The following is a 16,912-nucleotide window of genomic DNA, read 5'->3' on the forward strand; positions in this document are numbered from 1 at the left end:
CGTGTGCAAGCATGTCGTACAGTTTGCCTACGTTGGCAAATCCGCGGCGCGCCTCGCCGCGTTGCCACCGTCCCGCACAAAGGAGTGCCATGAACCCCACTCTCCGACGGAGCGGACGGACAGCCCGCCTCCTCGCCCGCCGGGCCGGCGCCGTCGCCGCCGCGGCCCTGCTCACCGCCGGGCTGACCGGCTGCGGCCCGGACATCAGCTCCGGCGGTTCGGCAGCGGACAACGCCGTGCTGCAGGCGCCGTCCGAAGACGCGCCGAAAGGCGAAATCACGATCTGGGACCGCTCGGGCGATCTGTACAAGGTCTTCGACGCCGCGATCAAGAAGTTCACCGCGAAATACCCCGGCGTCACGGTCAAGCACGAGGCCGTCGACATCGACGGCAAGCTCCAGAACACGCTGATCACCGGCACCGACGTGCCCGACGGGGTGTTCCTCGACGACGCCAAGGTCGGCGGCTACGTCAGCCACCTGTGGAACCTCAAAGACGTGCTCGCGCCCTACACCAAGGACATCGCCAAGCAGAAGGTCGACGTCAACACCGTCAACGGCGGCATCTACGGCGTTCCGTTCGACCTCGACCCCGGGCTGCTGTTCTACAACGCGAAAGCGCTGAGCGCCGCCGGAATCGACCCGAACGGCATCAAGACCTACGCCGATCTGCTCGCCGCGGCGAAGAAGTACCAGCAGTTCAAGCCGGGCGCGAAGCCGATCCACCTGGAACAGAACGCCTTCAACAGCCAGCTCCAGCTGGAGATGTTCGCCAGCCAGCTGGGCACCGGCCTCGCCGGCCCGGACGGCAAGCTGCGGCTGAATTCCCCGCCGTACCACCAGATCCTGACCTGGCTCGACACCGTGCGCAAGGAAGGGCTCGGCACCCGCGCGGAGTACCTCAAGCCCAGCGACGTGAGCGCGCTGGACTCCGGCGACGAGGTCTTCTACCCGTGGGCGATCTGGTTCGACTTCGCCCCGCAGCAGCAATTGACCGCGACGAAGGGCGACTGGCGGGCGATGCCGCTGCCCGCGTGGAACGCCGGCGGCGCACGCAGCGGTGCGATGGGCGGTTCGTCGTTCGTCATCCCCAAGGACGCCAAGAACCCGAAGCTGTCCTGGCTGTTCTACCGCTTCCTGATGTTCGACCAGGCGGGCTACACCGCGGTCTACGGTCCGAACGCGGTCTATCCGGGCGGGCTGAACACGTCGGTCCCCGCCTACCTGCCCGCGGCCGATCCGGCGAAGCCGCTGTTCCGGCCGATCGACGCGATGGGCGGCCAGGACGTCTGGAAGACCGCCGTCGAAGCGGGCCGGGAAATCCCCGGCGGAGCGCCGATCCCGGCCTGGTGGTCGGGCGCGGTCGACTACCTCGGCACTGATCTGCAGAAGATGCTGGACGGCGCCCTGACTCCGCAGCAGGTGATCGACAAGGCGAGCAAAGACATCCAGACCAACCTGATCGACCGCAAATGACCACCCGCTCCGTTACTGCCGAGGCGAAGGTTTTCCGGGAACCGTCTCCGTCCGTCGGACCGCGGGCCGGAAAACCGCGGCGGCGCGCCTTCGCGTGGCGCCGCCGCCTCGCCCCCTACCTGTTCGTGCTGCCGTTCGTGCTGGTGTTCCTGGCTTTCAGCGTCTACCCGTTGTTCTTCACGCTGCGCCTGAGCTTCACTGACTGGCACGGTTCCGGCGCCGCGCACTGGATCGGTTTCGACAACTACCGGTATCTGCTGACCAGCAACGGCTTCTGGTCGTCGCTGGGCAATTCCGGGGTGCTGTGGCTGCTGATCGTCCCGGCGCAGATCGTGCTGGCGGTGCTCGTGGCAGTGCTGCTCAACGCGATCAAACGGCTGCGCGGGTTCTACCGCGTGGCGTTCGTCGTGCCGTTCGTGACCCCGCTGGTCGCGGTCGCGCAGATCTGGATCGTGCTGTTCGACCAGAACAACGGCGCGGTGAACGCGGTGCTCGGCGCGGTCGGGCTGCCGCCGGTCGGCTGGCTCGTCACGAGCGGATGGGCGAAGCCGACGCTGGCGCTGCTGTTTCTCTGGAAGACCACCGGGTTCGTCGTGCTGATCGTCCTTTCCGGACTCCAGCAGATCGACCGCGGGCTGTACGAAGCGGCCTCGCTCGACGGGGCGGGCCGGATGCGGCAACTGTGGTCGATCACCGTTCCGCTGCTGCGCCGGTCGCTGATGTTCAGCGTCGTGCTGCAGACCCTGGCGGTGTTCCAGATGTTCGCCGAGCCGTACGTGGTGACGCAGGGCGGGCCGTACACCTCGACCACCACGGCCGGGCTCTACCTCTACAACCACATCACCCACGCGGATCTCGGCACCGGAGCGGCGAACTCGTTCCTCCTGGTGATCATCGTGATGGCGGTGTCGCTGCTTTTCGTGCGGCTGCTGCGAGCGGAGGACTGACATGACCACCCTCGACGTCCGGGAGCGGCGGAAGTCCGCCCGCCCGCTGCTCGGCTCGCACGCGTTCCTGCTCGTGCTCACCGTCGCGCTGCTCGCGCCCGTGGTGTGGGCGATCCTGTCCTCGTTCAAACCGGCGGGCGAGATCATCCGGAATCCGCTCGGATTCGACCCGGCGACGTTCACCCTCGCCAATTTCCGCGGGATGTTCCAGGACGTCCCGATCGGCAGCGGCTTTCTCAACACCGCCGTCGTGCTCGCGGCGAAGGGCGCGATCACGATGTTCTGCGCGCCGCTGGCGGCCTACGCGTTCGCGAAGTACCGCTTCGCGGGCCGGAACCTGATCTTCGGCGCGGTGCTGCTCACCTTGATGCTGCCGACGATCGTGCTCGTCATCCCGCTGCTGCTGGAGATGAAGGAACTCGGCTGGGTCAACACCTACCAGGCGCTGATCCTGCCCGGTTCGGTCGACGCGTTCGCGATTTTCTGGATGCGCCAGGTGATCGCGGCGGTGCCGGACGAACTGCTCGACGCGGCCAGGGTGGACGGCTGCGGCGAGTTCGGCATCTTCTGGCGGGTGGTCGTCCCGGCGATCCGGCCGGGGCTGGCCGGACTGGGCGTGCTGACGATCATGAACATCTACAACGATTTCGTCTGGCCGGTGGTGGCGGCCAGCTCCAGCCGGATGGCCACGCTCCAGGTCGTTCTCTCGACGCTCGCCCAGAACATCTCGGGCAACCGCGTGGGATCGGATTACGCGACCGTCACCGGCGAACTGCTCGCCGCCGCGTCGATCGCGCTCGTTCCGCTCCTGATCCTGTTCATCGTGCTGCAGAAGCATTTCATCAACGGCATCCTCGCCGGAAGCGTAAAGGGCTGACACACATGACGATTGCCGAGAACGCCGCCGACCCGCGCAGCGAAGAGGCGGTTCCCCGGCCCGGATACCCGCGCCCCGACCGGGACCGGTCCGCGCGGTGGCTGAGCCTCAACGGCCGCTGGCGGTTCATCGCCGACGACGGGGCTCCCGAGTCGATCATCGTCCCGTTCGCCTGGGAGACCGCTGCTTCCGGCGTGCAGCGGACCTGGCTGCCGCGCGCGCTCTATGCCCGTACGGTCACGGTTCCGCCGGAGTGGAGCGGACGCCGCGTGGTGCTGTGTTTCGGCGCCGTGCATCACCGGGCGGCCGTCTCGATCGACGGCGTGCCCATCGGCTCGCACGTCGGCGGGTACAACTCGTTCGAGTTCGACGTCACCGAGGTGCTCGAACCCGGCCGCCCCGCCGAGCTGACCGTGGAAGTCGAGGCACCGGCGGACAAACGCGAAATTCCGCACGGCAAACAGCGTTCGATCCCGCGGGACGACTACGACGGCGTTTCGTTCACGCCGACGTCCGGGATCTGGCAGAGCGTCTGGCTGGAGGCCCGCGGGCGCACGTACGCCGTTGAAGTTTCCGTGCGCGGCGATTCACTGACCGGCTTCGACATCACCGGTGACCTCGCTGGCGACGCTCCGGAGACTGCGGTCGTGGTCGCTCAACTCGAAGGCCGCGAGACCGTACTCCCAGTGCGCGACGGTCGGTTCTCCGGCAGGTTGGACGTTCCCGCCCCTGAGCTGTGGAGCCCGGAATCACCGCATCTGTACTCCATCGCGCTGACCGTCGGCGAGGGCGACGACGCCGACCGGCTGACCGTGACCGGCGGGCTGCGCCGGATCGAAACCCGCGGCGAAGCGCTGTATCTCAACGGGGAACGGCTGTACGTGCGCGGGGTGCTCGACCAGGGATACTGGCCGGAGAGCGGGCTCACCGCACCGGACGACGAAGCGCTGGTCCGCGACCTCGAACTGGCCCGGGAACTCGGTTTTTCCCTGGTGCGCAAGCATCTCAAGCCCGAGGAGCCGCGCTGGCTGCACCACGCGGACCGGATGGGGATGCTGGTGTGGGCCGAACCGCCCGCCCCCAGCCGGTTCAGCCCGGCCGCGGCCGCCGCTTTCGAGGCACAGCTGCCGGGCCTCGTGCGCCGCGACGGCAACCATCCCTCGATCGTCATCTGGGGGCTGTACAACGAAGAATGGGGCTTGGACTGGGACATCCCGGGCAGCCCCGAGCGCGCCGCCGCGGCAACGCACGCTTACGACCTCCTGCGCTCGCTCGACGACACCCGCCCGATCGTGGAGAACTCCGGCTGGGCGCACGTGAAGACGGATCTGGTCGACTGGCACTACTACGACGAAGACCCGCGCCGCTGGGCGGACAACCTCGCCGCGCTCGCGTCCGGCGAACGGGAGTCCTTCGAGGTCAAGCTTCGGGCGGACTTCCTTGTCGACAAATCGTTCTACGGCTCGGCCAGCTTCCCGCGCTCCGGAGTGCCGGTGCTGAACAGCGAATACGGCGCGGGATTCACCAGCCTGGAACGAGCGTGGCACGTGCGCTGGCAGACGCAGGAAATCCGCAGGCACGACCGGTTTTCCGGCTACATCTACACCGAACTGACCGACGTGGAACACGAAATGGCGGGCCTGCTGGACGCACACCGGCGGCCCAAGGACTGGGGCGGGCTCGACCCGGCCGACGCGTTCGCGCCGACGACGCTGGTAGTCGACCTGGTCCCGGCGCACGCGGGCGCGGACCTGCCGGTTCCCGCGGAGCCGCTGACCCTGGACGTGCACGTGTCGCACACCGGGACGGAACCGATCGCGGGAACACTGCACGCGGGGTGGGGAGCGGCTGGCTCGCGCACTCTCCCGGAGTCGATGGATTCCGTTGCCGCGCAAGCGAAACCGTTCCGGCTCAGCGACGCGTTCCCGCTGACTGTCCCGGCACCGGGCGGCCCGGCGCGGCTGCATCTGTGGCTGGAGGTCGAAGGCCGGACGGCAGCGCGGACCTTCGTCGACGCGGCTGTGGTGGAGGAATTGAACCGGCGCGGCGCGCGGGAGTGACCGTTCGTGGGAAAGGGCGGCCAGCTTGAGCTGACCGCCCTTTCCTCTCAAGCAGGAATGTGCCAGGACTGAGTGAACAGCCCATTGCAGTCATAGATCTGCAGCTGCGTGCCGTCCGCCGTCTGGGCCTGCGGATCGTCCAGGCAGCGGCCCGATGGCGGGTTGTAGATCGATCCGTCGGCCCGTGCCTGCCACTGCTGTGCAGGCGTGCCAAGGCAGTCGCGCAGCTCTACCTTGGCGAAGTTGGCAGTGCTGCCGCCGACGATGTTGAGGCATTTGTCGAAGGCGCGGATCGTGCCGTCGGTTTCCAGAGACCACTGCTGACCGGTCGCGATGCCGCAGGTGTAGAGCTGCACCGCGTTGCCGTTGACGGACGTGTTGGTGTTCACGTCAACGCATTTGCCCGCGGGGCCGGTGATCTGGCCCTGCGCGTTCGGCAGCGTCGCCGTGCCGAAGGCGGTTTCGCATTTGCCGGTGGACAGGTGGGTGCCCGCGAGCATCAGGAAGGTGTTGCCCGACGACGCGCCGAGCAACGGGGAGCTGTACCCGGCGCACGCCGTCTCGCCCGCGTCGTAGCCGCCGGTCGGAGCGGTCGTCACCGGCGTGGTGATCTCCTGCCAGGCACCGGATCCGAGGTTCCGGTTCACGAACAGCACGTGCCCGTCTTCCGGCTGCACGGACAGCGATCCGTCGGTGCCCGCGACGACCCGCTGTCCGGACGCGACGAGTGTCCCGTTCGCGCCGCCGGCGGGCGACCACGTCAGGTACGGCGTGTGCAGCAGGAAGCGGTGGTCAGCGGTTTCGATCCGGGTGCCGAGGCTGCCGGGGTTCCACGATTCGGCATCCGCCGAGGTCTTGATGTAGACGTCGCAGGCCTGGTCCGGATCGGCACCGGCTTTGCAGTCCTCGTAGGTCATCGCGTAGGAGCCGTTGGGCAACGGGACGACGGTGGCCATCCCCGGCCGGTCGACACCGTTTTGCACCGCGACGTCGTAGACCTCGCTGCCCCAGGTCAGGCCGCCGTCGGCGGAGACGGTGTGCGCAAGCACCTGGGCGTACCCGTTCGAGGACGGGCGTTCGTCGGAGAAGTAGCAGACGAGACCGTGGCTGGTGGTCTCGAACTCCGGCTCCCAGATGCCATGCCCGATCGTGTTGGCCATGCCGGACTCGGCCGCGCACGAACTGCGGTAGGTCCAGCTCGCTCCCTGGTCGGTGGACGCGAACACTTCCACCGCCTGCTGCGTGTAGTCGCCGTGGTTCCACGCGGTGCCCGCGGCGAGCAGGGTGCCGGCTGGCAGCGACCCTTCGGCGCGCGGCAGTTCGTAGAGCGTCGGGCCGTCGAGGTCCCAGCCGTGCTGGGTGTCGGTGACCGTGCTGATCGGCGAGGAAGTCCACGTCACGCCGTTGTCGGTCGAGCGGTAGATCGGGAAGTTCGCCTTTCCGACGCCGGTGCCGGAATGGGAGAACGTCGCGAGCAGCGTGCCGTTGGCGCCGCCGTTGTGTTCGAGGCGGATGACCCGCGGATAGCTCGCGTCTTCGGTGGAACCACTCGCGGTGCTGGGCCGGTACAGCACTCCGCCAGACGTCGTCGCCGCGACGGCGACGCCTTGCGGGAGCGCGGCCGCGACGAGCACTACGGCCGCGACCAGCGCGCCGCACCGTCGTGGACCAGAACGAGAAGCCAGGGGACCAGGCGACATGAGCGTCACTCCTAGGACGGGACAGCGCCGCGGCCCCTGGGCACGACGGCCCACGCGTGCGGCCTTCTCTCGCCGCCGTGCCGAGTCGTCTCGAAGAGGGCCGCCACGGGGATCCGGGCCGCTTTGCCATCGTGTGAAAAACTGAGAATACTCCAGTTTGCACACGTTGCAATAAGCTGTTCGGGCCGCCCGTGCGGTCGTTCGCACCGGTTACCGCGTCCCTACCCGGATGTCGGCGCGCCCCGCACCGACGAGCGACGCGACAGCACTCAGGGGCGATCCCGCGCCAGCCCCCGCTAGGCCGCCCGGGCGACCGCCCGGTTCGCCGGAGTGGCGGGCCTTCCGCCGCGCCGGTGCGGTCTGTTTGCCTCGTGGTGTCGGTACCCGCGACCGCGAGGGGAGCCCGCGTGCAGCCGTTCGTCCTGCCCGAGTTCTATCTGTCGTACCCGGCCCGGCTGAACCCGCACCTGGACGGCGCGCGGAAGCACAGCAAGGCATGGGCGTACACGATGGACATGATCGACGTGCCCCAGCACGGCACCGTCATCTGGAACGAGCACGACCTCGACTCCCACGACTACGCGCTCTTGTGTTCCTACACCCATCCCGACGCCACCCCACAGGAACTCGACCTCGTCACGGACTGGTACGTCTGGGTATTCTATTTCGACGACCATTTCCTGGAACTGTTCAAACGCACCGGCGACATCGAACACGCCCGCGGTTATTTGGACCGGATCGCTCGTTTCATGCCCGCCGAAGGCGAAATCACCGAAACCCCGGAAAACCCCGTCGAACGCGGCCTGACCGATCTGTGGAACCGCACTGTCCCGCACCGGTCCGCGGCCTGGCGGCGACGCTTCCGCGAAAGCACCCGCAACCTCCTCGACGAATCCCTCTGGGAACTGGCCAACATCAACGAAAGCCGGGTCGCGAACCCGATCGAATACGTCGCCATGCGCCGCAAAGTCGGCGGCGCCCCCTGGTCGGCGAACCTGATCGAACACTCCCTGAACGCCGAGGTCCCGGACGAAATCGCGGCGAAACGCCCGATGGAAGTCCTGCGCGACTGCTTCGCCGACGCCGTGCACCTCCGCAACGACCTCTTCTCCTACCAGCGCGAAGTCGAGGACGAAGGCGAACTTTCCAACAGCGTCCTGGTCTTCGAAAAGTTCCTGGGCTGCACCACTCAAGAGGCCGCGGACGCGGTAAACGACTTGCTAACCTCGCGCTTGCACCAATTCGAACACACCGCCCTCACCGAAGTCCCCGCCCTCTTCGACGAACACGGCGTAGAACCAGCCGGACGAGCCGAAACCTTCGCGTACGTCAAAGGCCTGCAAGACTGGCAATCCGGCGGACACGAATGGCATCTGCGCTCGAGCCGCTACATGAACGAAGGCGCCCTAGAGGCCCGAGGCGGCCCAGAGTTGCTAGGCGGCCCTTCCGGACTAGGCACCTCCGCCGCCCGCATCTTCCGCTCCGTCGCCACCACCGCCCCGCAACGCGCACGATCTTTCGCGCACCACCCTCACGAACAACTGGGCCCAGTCACTCTGCCCGCCCTGCCCCTGCCCTTCCCCCTGCGACTCAGCCCGCACCTCTCCGCGGAACGCAAGAAAATCGCCGATTGGCCACGCCGCATAGGTCTCCTGTCCGAGGGAGCCTGGGACACCGCCCGCCTGCGCGCGTCCGACGTGCCCCTGGCCACCGCAGGCATCTGCCCCGATGCGCCTCCGGAGCAGATGTCCCTCACCAACGACTGGCTCACCTGGGGCACCTACGCCGACGACTACTACACAGAAGTCCTCTCGCCGGACCTGTCCGCCACCAGACTGACCACCGAACGCCTCAAACTCTTCATGCCCACCAACGGCGACCCGCCACCCCCACCGCAAACCGCGCTGGAAACCGGTCTAGCAGACCTCTGGCAACGCACCACCGGCCCCCTGAGCCCCACGGAACGCGAAACCTTCCGCGCCACGGTCGAGTCGATGATCGACGCCTGGGTATGGGAAGCGGCCACGCAAGCCCAAAACCGCATCCCCGACCCCATCGACTACGTCGAGATGCGCCGCCGCACCTTCGGTTCCGACCTGGTGGTGAGTGTCAGCAGGCTGACCAACAGCCGCACCGTCCCCGAGGAAATCCACCGGAACCGAGTCATCGAAGCACTGGAAGACTCCGCCGCCGACTACGCCTGGCTGATCAACGATTTGTTCTCCTACCGCAAGGAAATCGAGTACGAAGGCACCCTGCACAACGCGGTGCTGGTAGTACGGTCCTTCCTGGAAGTCGAGCAAGACCGAGCCATCCGCATCGTCGCCGATCTGGCGGAAGCCAGACTCGCCGAGTTCCGCCACGCAGCAGACGTAGGCCTGCCAGGCCTCTTCGCCGACTACGGCCTGGACACAAAAGCACGCGACACACTCACCGCTTACGCGGACCTGCTGAAGAACCTGATGACCGGCATCGCGAACTGGCACCACGAATCCGCTCGGTACACAGACGAAGAACTGGACCGAGTCCGCGCCGCACAGCTCACCGCCGAACCGACCCCACCCGCTGCTAACCCCATGCAACACCCAGGCTGCACCGGCACCCCCCACGTCCCGCTCGGCGCAACCCCGCGCTTCCACCTGAACGCAACGGGCCTAGGCACCAAATCCCTGCACATCCCCGCCCCATCCAGCCCAACGCCACACTGACGAGTACGTGAGGGGAACCCTGAGGAACTCTGATTCCGTGAGGGTTCCCCTCACGACCCACGACCAGCCCGCCACCGCGCCCGGGATGCGCCCAATGCGGCATTGGGTGCATCCCACGCACCGAACGCCACATTGGGTGCATCTGACGCACCCAATGCCACATTGGGGCGCAAGCCCCCACCCCCACCCAGCCGCACCGATGCACCCATGCATCGAAGGACCCAGCCGCAGCCGGTGCGCACGCTATCGAGACACCCAGCCCACCCGCACCCGGCGCACCCAACCATCAAGGCACCCAACCCCACCCGGCGCACCCAACGATCGAGACAACCAACCGCAGCCGATGCACCCAACGAGCGAGACAACCAACCGCAGCAGATGCACCCAACGAGCGAGGCACCCAGCCCCTCCCCCGCACCCCGATACGAAGCCTCCCTGCGGTCGGTGGGTGCTTGTCAAGGCATCTTTCCCGCCTTGACAAGCACCCACCGCCCGTCAGCACAATCAAGCTTCGGGGTGCCCCACGCAACCACCAAGCGATGTCGCCGCCAGGCGACGAGCCGCCAAGCAAACCAACAGCCCCAAAGGGTGCCCCCCACCACTCCACCGAGCATCCAGCCGCACATCCAGCAATACTCGAACCCGTGACCAGCCCGAACCTCCACTTCCTAGGCCACGCGTCCACCCGCGTGGAACTAGCCGGCCAGGTCGCCCTCACCGACCCAGTCCTCACCCGCTGGGTAGGCCCGCTAACCCGAGTAGCCCCCAAACCCGACGTCTCCGCCTGGACCGCAGTAGACGTCGTCCTCATCTCCCACCTCCACGGCGACCACCTCCACCTCCCCTCCCTGAAACTCCTCGGCAAGCACACGAGAATCGTCGTCCCCCGAGGCGCAGGCTCCTGGCTGGCCAAACGAGGCTTCACCGAGGTGGAAGAACTCTCCCCAGGCCAAACCATCACCAGCGGCCCGATGAACATCACCGCCACCGAAGCGGTCCACTCCGGCCACCGCTGGGGCCCTCGCCTCACCCACGGCCCGCAAAGCCCCGCCCTCGGCCACCTCCTCGAGGCCGATAACCAGCGGATCTACTCCGCAGGCGACACCGACCTCTTCCCCGGCATGGCCGACCTGGGCCCGGTAGACGTAGCTCTCCTCCCCGTCTGGGGCTGGGGCCCGAACCTCGGCCCAGGCCACCTCACCCCGGAACGAGCCGCCGAAGCCGCCGCTCTCCTCCAGGCCCGCACGGCGGTCCCGGTCCACTGGGGCACGCTCGCCGTCCCCGGCATCCACCGCACCGCCAAGATGCGCCAGCTCCTCGTGGAACCCCCGCGCACCTTCGCGCACCACGTCCGCTGTCTAGGCCTGGACACCGAGGTCCTGCACACCCGCCCCGGCTCCGACGTCCTGCTCCCCACTCGCGAGGAGCGCGGGTGAATTGGACAGACCCGTCAGCGATCGGCTACCCGGCGCTGTTCGGCGGAGTACTGCTCGGCTCCGTGATCCCCATCGTCCCGACCGGCGCGCTCGTCGGCGCGGCGGCCGCGGTCGCGATGACCACCGACCACCTCTCGCTCCCGCTGGTGATCCTGCTGGCGGTCGCGGGCGCGTACCTGGGCGACGTGATCACCTTCGCCGTCCCGAGATTCGGCAGTGAACCCCTCCTGCGTTTCGTGGAACGACGACAACAAGCCGAACGCCTCGCGAAAGGCCGCGAGCAGTTCGCGAGACGCGGCTGGCAGCTCGTGGTGATCGGCCGCCTGGTGCCCGCCGGACGCATCCCGGTGCTGCTCGCCGCGGGCACGCTCGGCTATCCCTGGCGCAAGTTCCTCCCGTCCGGCCTGCTGGCCTGCGTGTTGTGGGCGGTGGCGTACTCGCTGCTGGGCATCCTCAGCGGCGGCATCTTCGACTCGCCGCTGATCGCGACGCTGCTCGCGACCGTCCTGGTGCTGCTGGTGACCGTGCTGACCACGCTGATCTCCAAGAAACGGGCGGCCCATCAGACGGGAGGACATCGATGACGACACCTGCTCCGGCGAAGGGCCGGTTGCTGCGCGGCGGCCGGGTCGTCGCGCGGGTCCTGCTGGTCTGGGTGGCGGTCACCGGGGCGTTGCGGCTGCTCGACGCGTGGCTCGACGGCTTCACGATGCAGTCGTGGTGGCAGCCGACGGTGTGCGCGCTGATCCTCGGACTGCTCGTCTCGGTGGTGTGGCCGCTCGTGGTGCGGGTGGCGTGGCCGATCGCGTACTTCACCCTCGGCGTCGGCACGTACATCCTGCTCAGCGCCGCGGCACTGGCGATCCTCCAGGCCGTACCCGGCGTTGAGCTGCACGGGTTCTCGACGGCGGTCGTCATCACCGTCGCGATGTCCGCGGTGGGCGCGGTGATCTCCAGCGTGCTGGCCGTCGACGAGGACGAGATCTTCTTCCGGCGCGCCGCTCGCCGCCTGCGGAAAGCGAAGCACCGCACCGACTTCGCCGACCAACCGCCCGGCGTGGTCTTCCTGCAGATCGACGGGCTCGGTTACGACACCGTCCGCCGCGCCGTGCGGGACGGGGACATGCCGACCTTCGCCAAGTGGCTGTCCGAGGGCACGCATTCGCTCACCCGCTGGCACACCGACTGGAGTTCGCAGACCGGCGCGAGCGTCTGCGGGATCCTGCACGGTTCCAACCACGACATCCTCGGTTTCCGCTGGTACGAAAAGGACCGCGACCACGTCATGGCGTGCGCGCATCCGTCCGACGCGGCGGAGATCGAGCGGCGGCACAGCGACGGGCGCGGCCTGCTGTCGATCGGCGGCGCGAGCCACGGCAACCTCTTCTCCGGCGACGCCCCGCACGTCAGCCTGACCATGAGTTCGGTTCCGGTGCTCACGCCGCGCAAGCGTCGCCGGGACCGGGTCGGCGCTGGGTACCGTGCCTACTTCGCCAATCCGGTCAACGTGTTGCGCACCTTCGGGGTCGCGCTCGCCGACGTCGTCCGTGAACTGTCCGCGGCGGCCAAACAGCGGCGCGCGGGAGTGCTGCCGCGGATTCCGCGCGGCGGCGTCTACCCGCTCGCCCGGCCGGGCACGACGGTGATCGCACGCGACGTCGTGGTGTCCGCGATCATCGGCGACATGCTCGCCGGACGGCCGGTGGTGTACGCCGATTTCCTCGGCTACGACGAGGTCGCGCACCATTCCGGCATCGAACGGTTCGACACGCTGGAGGTGCTGCGGTCAATCGACCAGCAATTCGCGCGGCTGCTGCGGGCCGGTCGGCTCTCGCCGCGGAAGTACCACATCGTCGGGCTGTCCGACCACGGGCAAACCCAAGGCCAGGCGTTCGTCGACCGGTTCGGCGAAACCATTGAGGCGCTCGTCGGACGGCTCTGCGGCGGCGAACCCGTTGCCGAGCAAGGAAAGCGGCGACAGGCGGAAAGCTGGCAGGTCAACGCGGCACTCGCCGAAGCGACCGCGACCGGCGGCTTGATCGCGCGACGGTTGCGGGCCCGGGTCGAAGGCGCGGAAGGATCCGACAACCGGCCGCGCACCGCGACTGGCTCGCCGGGGCAGGTCACGCGGGTGGCTCCCGGGGTCGTCGCGGTCGTGTCCGGGCATCTGGCGATGGTGTCGTTCACTGAGCACGAGGGCCGGGTCGAGCTGGAGACGATCGAACGCGAGTACCCGGACCTGCTGCCGACGCTGGTCGACCACGACGGCGTCGGGTTCCTGCTGGTCCGCAGCCGCGAATTCGGTCCAGTGGTGCTCGGTCGCGACGGTTTGAAGCGGCTGGCCACCGGGGTCGTGATCGGCGAAGACCCGCTGGCCGACTACGGTCCGTACGCCGCCGACCTGGTCCAGCGCGTCGACAGTTTCCCGCATTGCGCGGACATCATGATCAACAGCCGGTACGACGCGGACTCCGACCAGTCCTCGCCGTTCGAACGGCACGTCGGCTCGCACGGCGGGCTCGGCGGACCGCAGCAGCGCGGCTTCCTGCTGCATCCGCGAGAATTCCCGGCACCCGGCGAACCCGTCGGCGCGGAAGCCGTGCACCGCGTGTTCCGCGACTGGCTCACCTTCCTCGGCCACCCGGAACCCGGTGCGGCCGAAGACAAACCCGCTGTCGTCCCCTCGGAGGTAGTGTCATGAGCAACCCCATCGTCTACGGCGCGAGCTGGTGCCCGGACGTCAAGCGCAGCCGCGCGCTGCTCGACGCGAAGGGCGTCGAGTACGACTACGTCGACGTCGAGGCCGACCCCGCCGCCGAAGCCCGCGTACGCGAACTGCAGGACGGCGCTCGCCGCATCCCGACCATCGTCTTCGCGGACGGCAGCCACCTCGTCGAGCCGAGCGACGACGAGCTGAACGCGCACCTCGCGCAGTGACTCCGCTGACGGAACTCCCGCTGGGCACGCGGGTTGTCGTGCGATACCGGATCGAGGGCGGGTTCACCGACGCCCTCGGTCCGTTGCGTGCCCGCGACGCCGACACCTGCACCGTCGAGACCAAACGCGGCCTGGTCGTCGTTCCGCTGGCCGCGGTGGTCGCCGCCAAACCCGTGCCGCCAGCTCCGCAGCGGCGGTAGACCTCCGTCTTCTGATAAAGTCGTTTCGTGTCGCAACGAAACGACTCTGCGGACCTGGCCCGCGCGGTCATGGAACTCATCGACCGGGGCCACCGCCAGCTCTCCCGGCGCCTGGACCTGACCCGGATCCAGGTGCTCGGGACCGTCGCCGCCCGGGAACCCGTCCGGCCCGCCGCGATCGCCGCCGAACTCGGGCTCACCGCCTCGGCGACCAGCCGCCACCTCGCCGCGCTCGAACGGGCGGGGCAGGTCGTCGCGGAGCCCGATCCCAGCGATTCCCGCACGTTCCTCGTCCGGCAGACCGACGAGGGCCGTGCGGAGATCGCCACCACGATCGAGGCGGGTGCCGCCGTCTTCTCGGAGGTCATCGCCGACTGGCCGGACCGGGACGTGACCACCGCGCTGGAGCTGGTCACCCGGCTCAACCAGGCGTGGGCGGAACGCGGCGGCACGGTCACGAGCCCGCCCGGAACCGGTCCTCGCTGGCGCCGCGCGCGGCACGTGCGGGAAAGCGAGGAGGAGCAGTGATCCGGGAGCGACCAGTGCCGACGCCAGTGCAGTGGGCGCGGGCGCTGCTGGCCGTCGTGGCGATCACTCATCTGGTAGTGCCCGTGGTGATGTGGTCGAGCCGGGACACCTTGCGTGTGCAGATCGCGTCCCAGCACCCCGAGTTCGCCGCGGCGGAGATCGACCGGTCCGTCGATGTCGCGGTGGTTTCCGGCGCGGTGTTCCACGGCGTCCTGCTGATGCTGTGCGCGCTGCTGGTCTGGAAGCTGGCCACCGCGCGACGGTGGACCCGCCGTCTCACGACGGTCTCCCAGCTGTTGTCCGTGGTGTTCAGCGCCGTCTCCTGGTCGTCCTCGCCGATGTTCCACGCGGTCGTCCCGGTCGTCGGCGCGGTGCAGCTCGTCATCGTTGCCCTGCTGTGGGCACCCCTGTCCGCGCGGGAGTTCTTCGACGGGCAGCGGCAAAAATCGAGTGGCTCGCCCGCGCCGAATTTGTGACGATCACCGGATGCGCACCTTCGACGAACTGGTGGACGAGGCCGCGTCGGTGTCGGTCGACGGCTGGGATTTCTCCTGGCTCGACGGCCGGGCCAGCGAGCAGCGGCCGTCCTGGGGATATCAGCGGCTGCTCGGCGAACGACTGCGGGACGTCCAGTCCGTTGTGGACATCCAGACCGGCGGCGGCGAAGTGCTGGCCGGTGTGCCGGTCCTGCCCCCGCTCACCGTCGCCACCGAATCGTGGCCGCCGAATCTCGAGAAGGCGGCCGCGTTGCTGGAACCCCGCGGCGCGACCGTCGTCGCGGACACGGACGAGCCGCCGCTTCCGTTTCAGGACAACACATTCGAAATGGTCGTCAGCAGGCACCCGGTCACGGTGTGGTGGGACGAGATCAAGCGCGTCCTCAAGCCCGGCGGCCGCTATCTGTCGCAACAGGTCGGGCCGTGGAGCGTGTTCGAGCTGGTCGAGTACTTCCTCGGACCGCAGCCGCCGGAAGTACGCAACGGCCGGCATCCAGACCACGCCAAAGCCGCAGCGGAGCGGGCCGGGCTCGAGGTAGTGGACCTGCGCTTCGAGGAACTCCGCACTGAATTCCACGACATCGGCGCGGTGATTTACTTCCTGCGCAAGGTGATCTGGATGGTGCCGGGGTTCACTGTGGACGAATACCTGCCGCGCCTGCGCGAGCTGCACGAGGAACTTCAGAACGGCCCGTTCGTCGCGACGACTACTCGGTATCTGATCGAGGCGCGCAAGCGATAGCCGCCTCGATCCCGTCCGCCAGCACCGCCACGCCGGCGTCGAAGCTCAACCGGGCTTCGTGCTCCAAATAGGACACTCCGGCGGGCGGTGGCGGCGAATTCTCCTCGCCCAGCCGCGCGACGTTCGGGTATCGCTCCGCCAGATCCGGGGCCAGCTCGCCGAGCGCGGACGTCCGCGCGCGCCACCAGTCCTCATCGGACAGTCCGGTTTCCTTCAGCGCCAACCGCGATTCGGCGGCGATCTGCACCGCGCCGCGCACGACGTTGAGCAGTGCGCCCACCAGCCGCCGCACCTGGCCGGCGGGCAGACCGGTCGCGAACAGCACCCGCAGCACCGTTTCCTGCATCCGGAACTCCCCCGGACCGAGCACCGGCCGCGCGTAGGACACCTGCAGCAGCCACGGGTGACGCAGATGGAAGTCCCACAGGTCGCCGGCCAGTTCGAGCAACGCGGGCCGCCAGCCGCCGGACAGCTCGTGGTCGTCGCGCAGATCGCCGAACACCTGGTCGCACATCAAGTCGATCAGCTCGGTCTTGCTCGGCACGTACGTGTACAACGCCATCGCCGTGCGCCCGAGCCGCTCCCCGACCGCGCGCATCGACAACGCCGCCATGCCCTCGGCATCGGCGAGCTCGATCGCCGCGTTCACGATGAGGTCCACGCTCAGCGCGGGTTTCGGCCCCGGCGCGCTGCGCGGTTCGCTGCCCGCGCGCCACAGCAGTTCCATCGAACGGCGGGCGTCGCCCTGCCCCGCGAACACGACCACCGGCGACCCCTTTCCCCTTACAGGATAAAGGACCGCCGG

At 68.4% G+C, this 16,912-nt stretch carries 15 protein-coding genes; 13 read left to right on the forward strand and 2 right to left on the reverse strand.

Translation table 11 applies throughout. The features are described from left to right. Nucleotides 1-89: 89 nt before the first annotated feature. From PUT80_RS30135 to PUT80_RS30150, 4 genes are read left to right on the forward strand one after another with little or no spacing between them, the layout of a single operon-like run. A complete protein-coding gene (locus PUT80_RS30135) occupies nucleotides 90-1,475 on the forward strand; it encodes an extracellular solute-binding protein (RefSeq protein WP_037818357.1) in 1,386 nt (461 codons plus the stop codon). Then, complete coding sequence (locus PUT80_RS30140) at nucleotides 1,472-2,422, forward strand: sugar ABC transporter permease (RefSeq protein WP_037818356.1); 951 nt, start codon at nucleotides 1,472-1,474, stop codon at nucleotides 2,420-2,422. Before PUT80_RS30135 ends, PUT80_RS30140 begins: the two co-directional genes overlap by 4 nt. Before the next feature lies 1 nt (nucleotide 2,423). Continuing rightward, nucleotides 2,424-3,299, forward strand: a complete 876-nt coding sequence (locus PUT80_RS30145) for a carbohydrate ABC transporter permease (protein ID WP_037818355.1) — start codon at nucleotides 2,424-2,426, stop codon at nucleotides 3,297-3,299. Nucleotides 3,300-3,304: 5 nt separating this feature from the next. Then, nucleotides 3,305-5,359: a glycoside hydrolase family 2 TIM barrel-domain containing protein gene (locus PUT80_RS30150; RefSeq protein WP_275294218.1), complete on the forward strand. Its 2,055-nt coding sequence runs from the start codon at nucleotides 3,305-3,307 to the stop codon at nucleotides 5,357-5,359. A gap of 47 nt (nucleotides 5,360-5,406) precedes the next feature. Here the strand turns inward: PUT80_RS30150 and PUT80_RS30155 are convergent, their stop codons facing one another. After that, nucleotides 5,407-7,059 (reverse strand): ricin-type beta-trefoil lectin domain protein, encoded by a 1,653-nt coding sequence (locus PUT80_RS30155; RefSeq protein ID WP_275294219.1) that lies wholly within the window; start codon nucleotides 7,057-7,059, stop codon nucleotides 5,407-5,409. 407 nt (nucleotides 7,060-7,466) lie between these two features. Between PUT80_RS30155 and PUT80_RS30160 the strand changes: the two genes are divergently transcribed. From PUT80_RS30160 to PUT80_RS30200, 9 genes are all read left to right on the forward strand, one after another. After that, complete coding sequence (locus tag PUT80_RS30160) at nucleotides 7,467-9,767, forward strand: germacradienol/geosmin synthase (protein WP_275294220.1); 2,301 nt, start codon at nucleotides 7,467-7,469, stop codon at nucleotides 9,765-9,767. Nucleotides 9,768-10,411: 644 nt separating this feature from the next. Next, entirely contained in the window at nucleotides 10,412-11,203 is a 792-nt protein-coding gene (locus tag PUT80_RS30165; protein WP_134732744.1) for an MBL fold metallo-hydrolase, read from the forward strand. Beyond that, nucleotides 11,200-11,787 (forward strand): DedA family protein, encoded by a 588-nt coding sequence (locus PUT80_RS30170; RefSeq protein ID WP_037818351.1) that lies wholly within the window; start codon nucleotides 11,200-11,202, stop codon nucleotides 11,785-11,787. Before PUT80_RS30165 ends, PUT80_RS30170 begins: the two co-directional genes overlap by 4 nt. Beyond that, nucleotides 11,784-13,904 carry a phage holin family protein gene (locus PUT80_RS30175; protein ID WP_275294221.1) on the forward strand — a complete coding sequence of 707 codons (2,121 nt, stop codon included), beginning with the start codon at nucleotides 11,784-11,786 and terminating at the stop codon, nucleotides 13,902-13,904. Before PUT80_RS30170 ends, PUT80_RS30175 begins: the two co-directional genes overlap by 4 nt. Beyond that, the gene (locus PUT80_RS30180; RefSeq protein WP_037818348.1) at nucleotides 13,901-14,140 is read left to right on the forward strand and encodes a glutaredoxin domain-containing protein; all 240 of its coding nucleotides are present in this window, start codon (nucleotides 13,901-13,903) and stop codon (nucleotides 14,138-14,140) included. Before PUT80_RS30175 ends, PUT80_RS30180 begins: the two co-directional genes overlap by 4 nt. Further along, on the forward strand, nucleotides 14,137-14,340 hold the full coding sequence (locus tag PUT80_RS30185; RefSeq protein WP_037818347.1) for a hypothetical protein: 204 nt from the start codon (nucleotides 14,137-14,139) through the stop codon (nucleotides 14,338-14,340). The genes PUT80_RS30180 and PUT80_RS30185 overlap by 4 nt, the downstream gene beginning before the upstream one ends. Before the next feature lie 27 nt (nucleotides 14,341-14,367). Beyond that, nucleotides 14,368-14,868 carry a MarR family winged helix-turn-helix transcriptional regulator gene (locus PUT80_RS30190; RefSeq protein WP_158714556.1) on the forward strand — a complete coding sequence of 167 codons (501 nt, stop codon included), beginning with the start codon at nucleotides 14,368-14,370 and terminating at the stop codon, nucleotides 14,866-14,868. Between the two features lie 14 nt (nucleotides 14,869-14,882). After that, the gene (locus PUT80_RS30195) at nucleotides 14,883-15,344 is read left to right on the forward strand and encodes a hypothetical protein (RefSeq protein WP_275294222.1); all 462 of its coding nucleotides are present in this window, start codon (nucleotides 14,883-14,885) and stop codon (nucleotides 15,342-15,344) included. A gap of 10 nt (nucleotides 15,345-15,354) precedes the next feature. Then, entirely contained in the window at nucleotides 15,355-16,107 is a 753-nt protein-coding gene (locus tag PUT80_RS30200; RefSeq protein ID WP_275294223.1) for a class I SAM-dependent methyltransferase, read from the forward strand. Here the strand turns inward: PUT80_RS30200 and PUT80_RS30205 are convergent. Further along, complete coding sequence (locus tag PUT80_RS30205) at nucleotides 16,073-16,873, reverse strand: TetR/AcrR family transcriptional regulator (protein WP_275294224.1); 801 nt, start codon at nucleotides 16,871-16,873, stop codon at nucleotides 16,073-16,075. The two genes, PUT80_RS30200 and PUT80_RS30205, sit on opposite strands and share 35 nt — an antisense overlap. Nucleotides 16,874-16,912: the final 39 nt, after the last annotated feature.

Source organism: Amycolatopsis sp. La24, assembly GCF_029087445.1.
Taxonomy (GTDB): Bacteria; Actinomycetota; Actinomycetes; order Mycobacteriales; family Pseudonocardiaceae; genus Amycolatopsis; species Amycolatopsis nivea.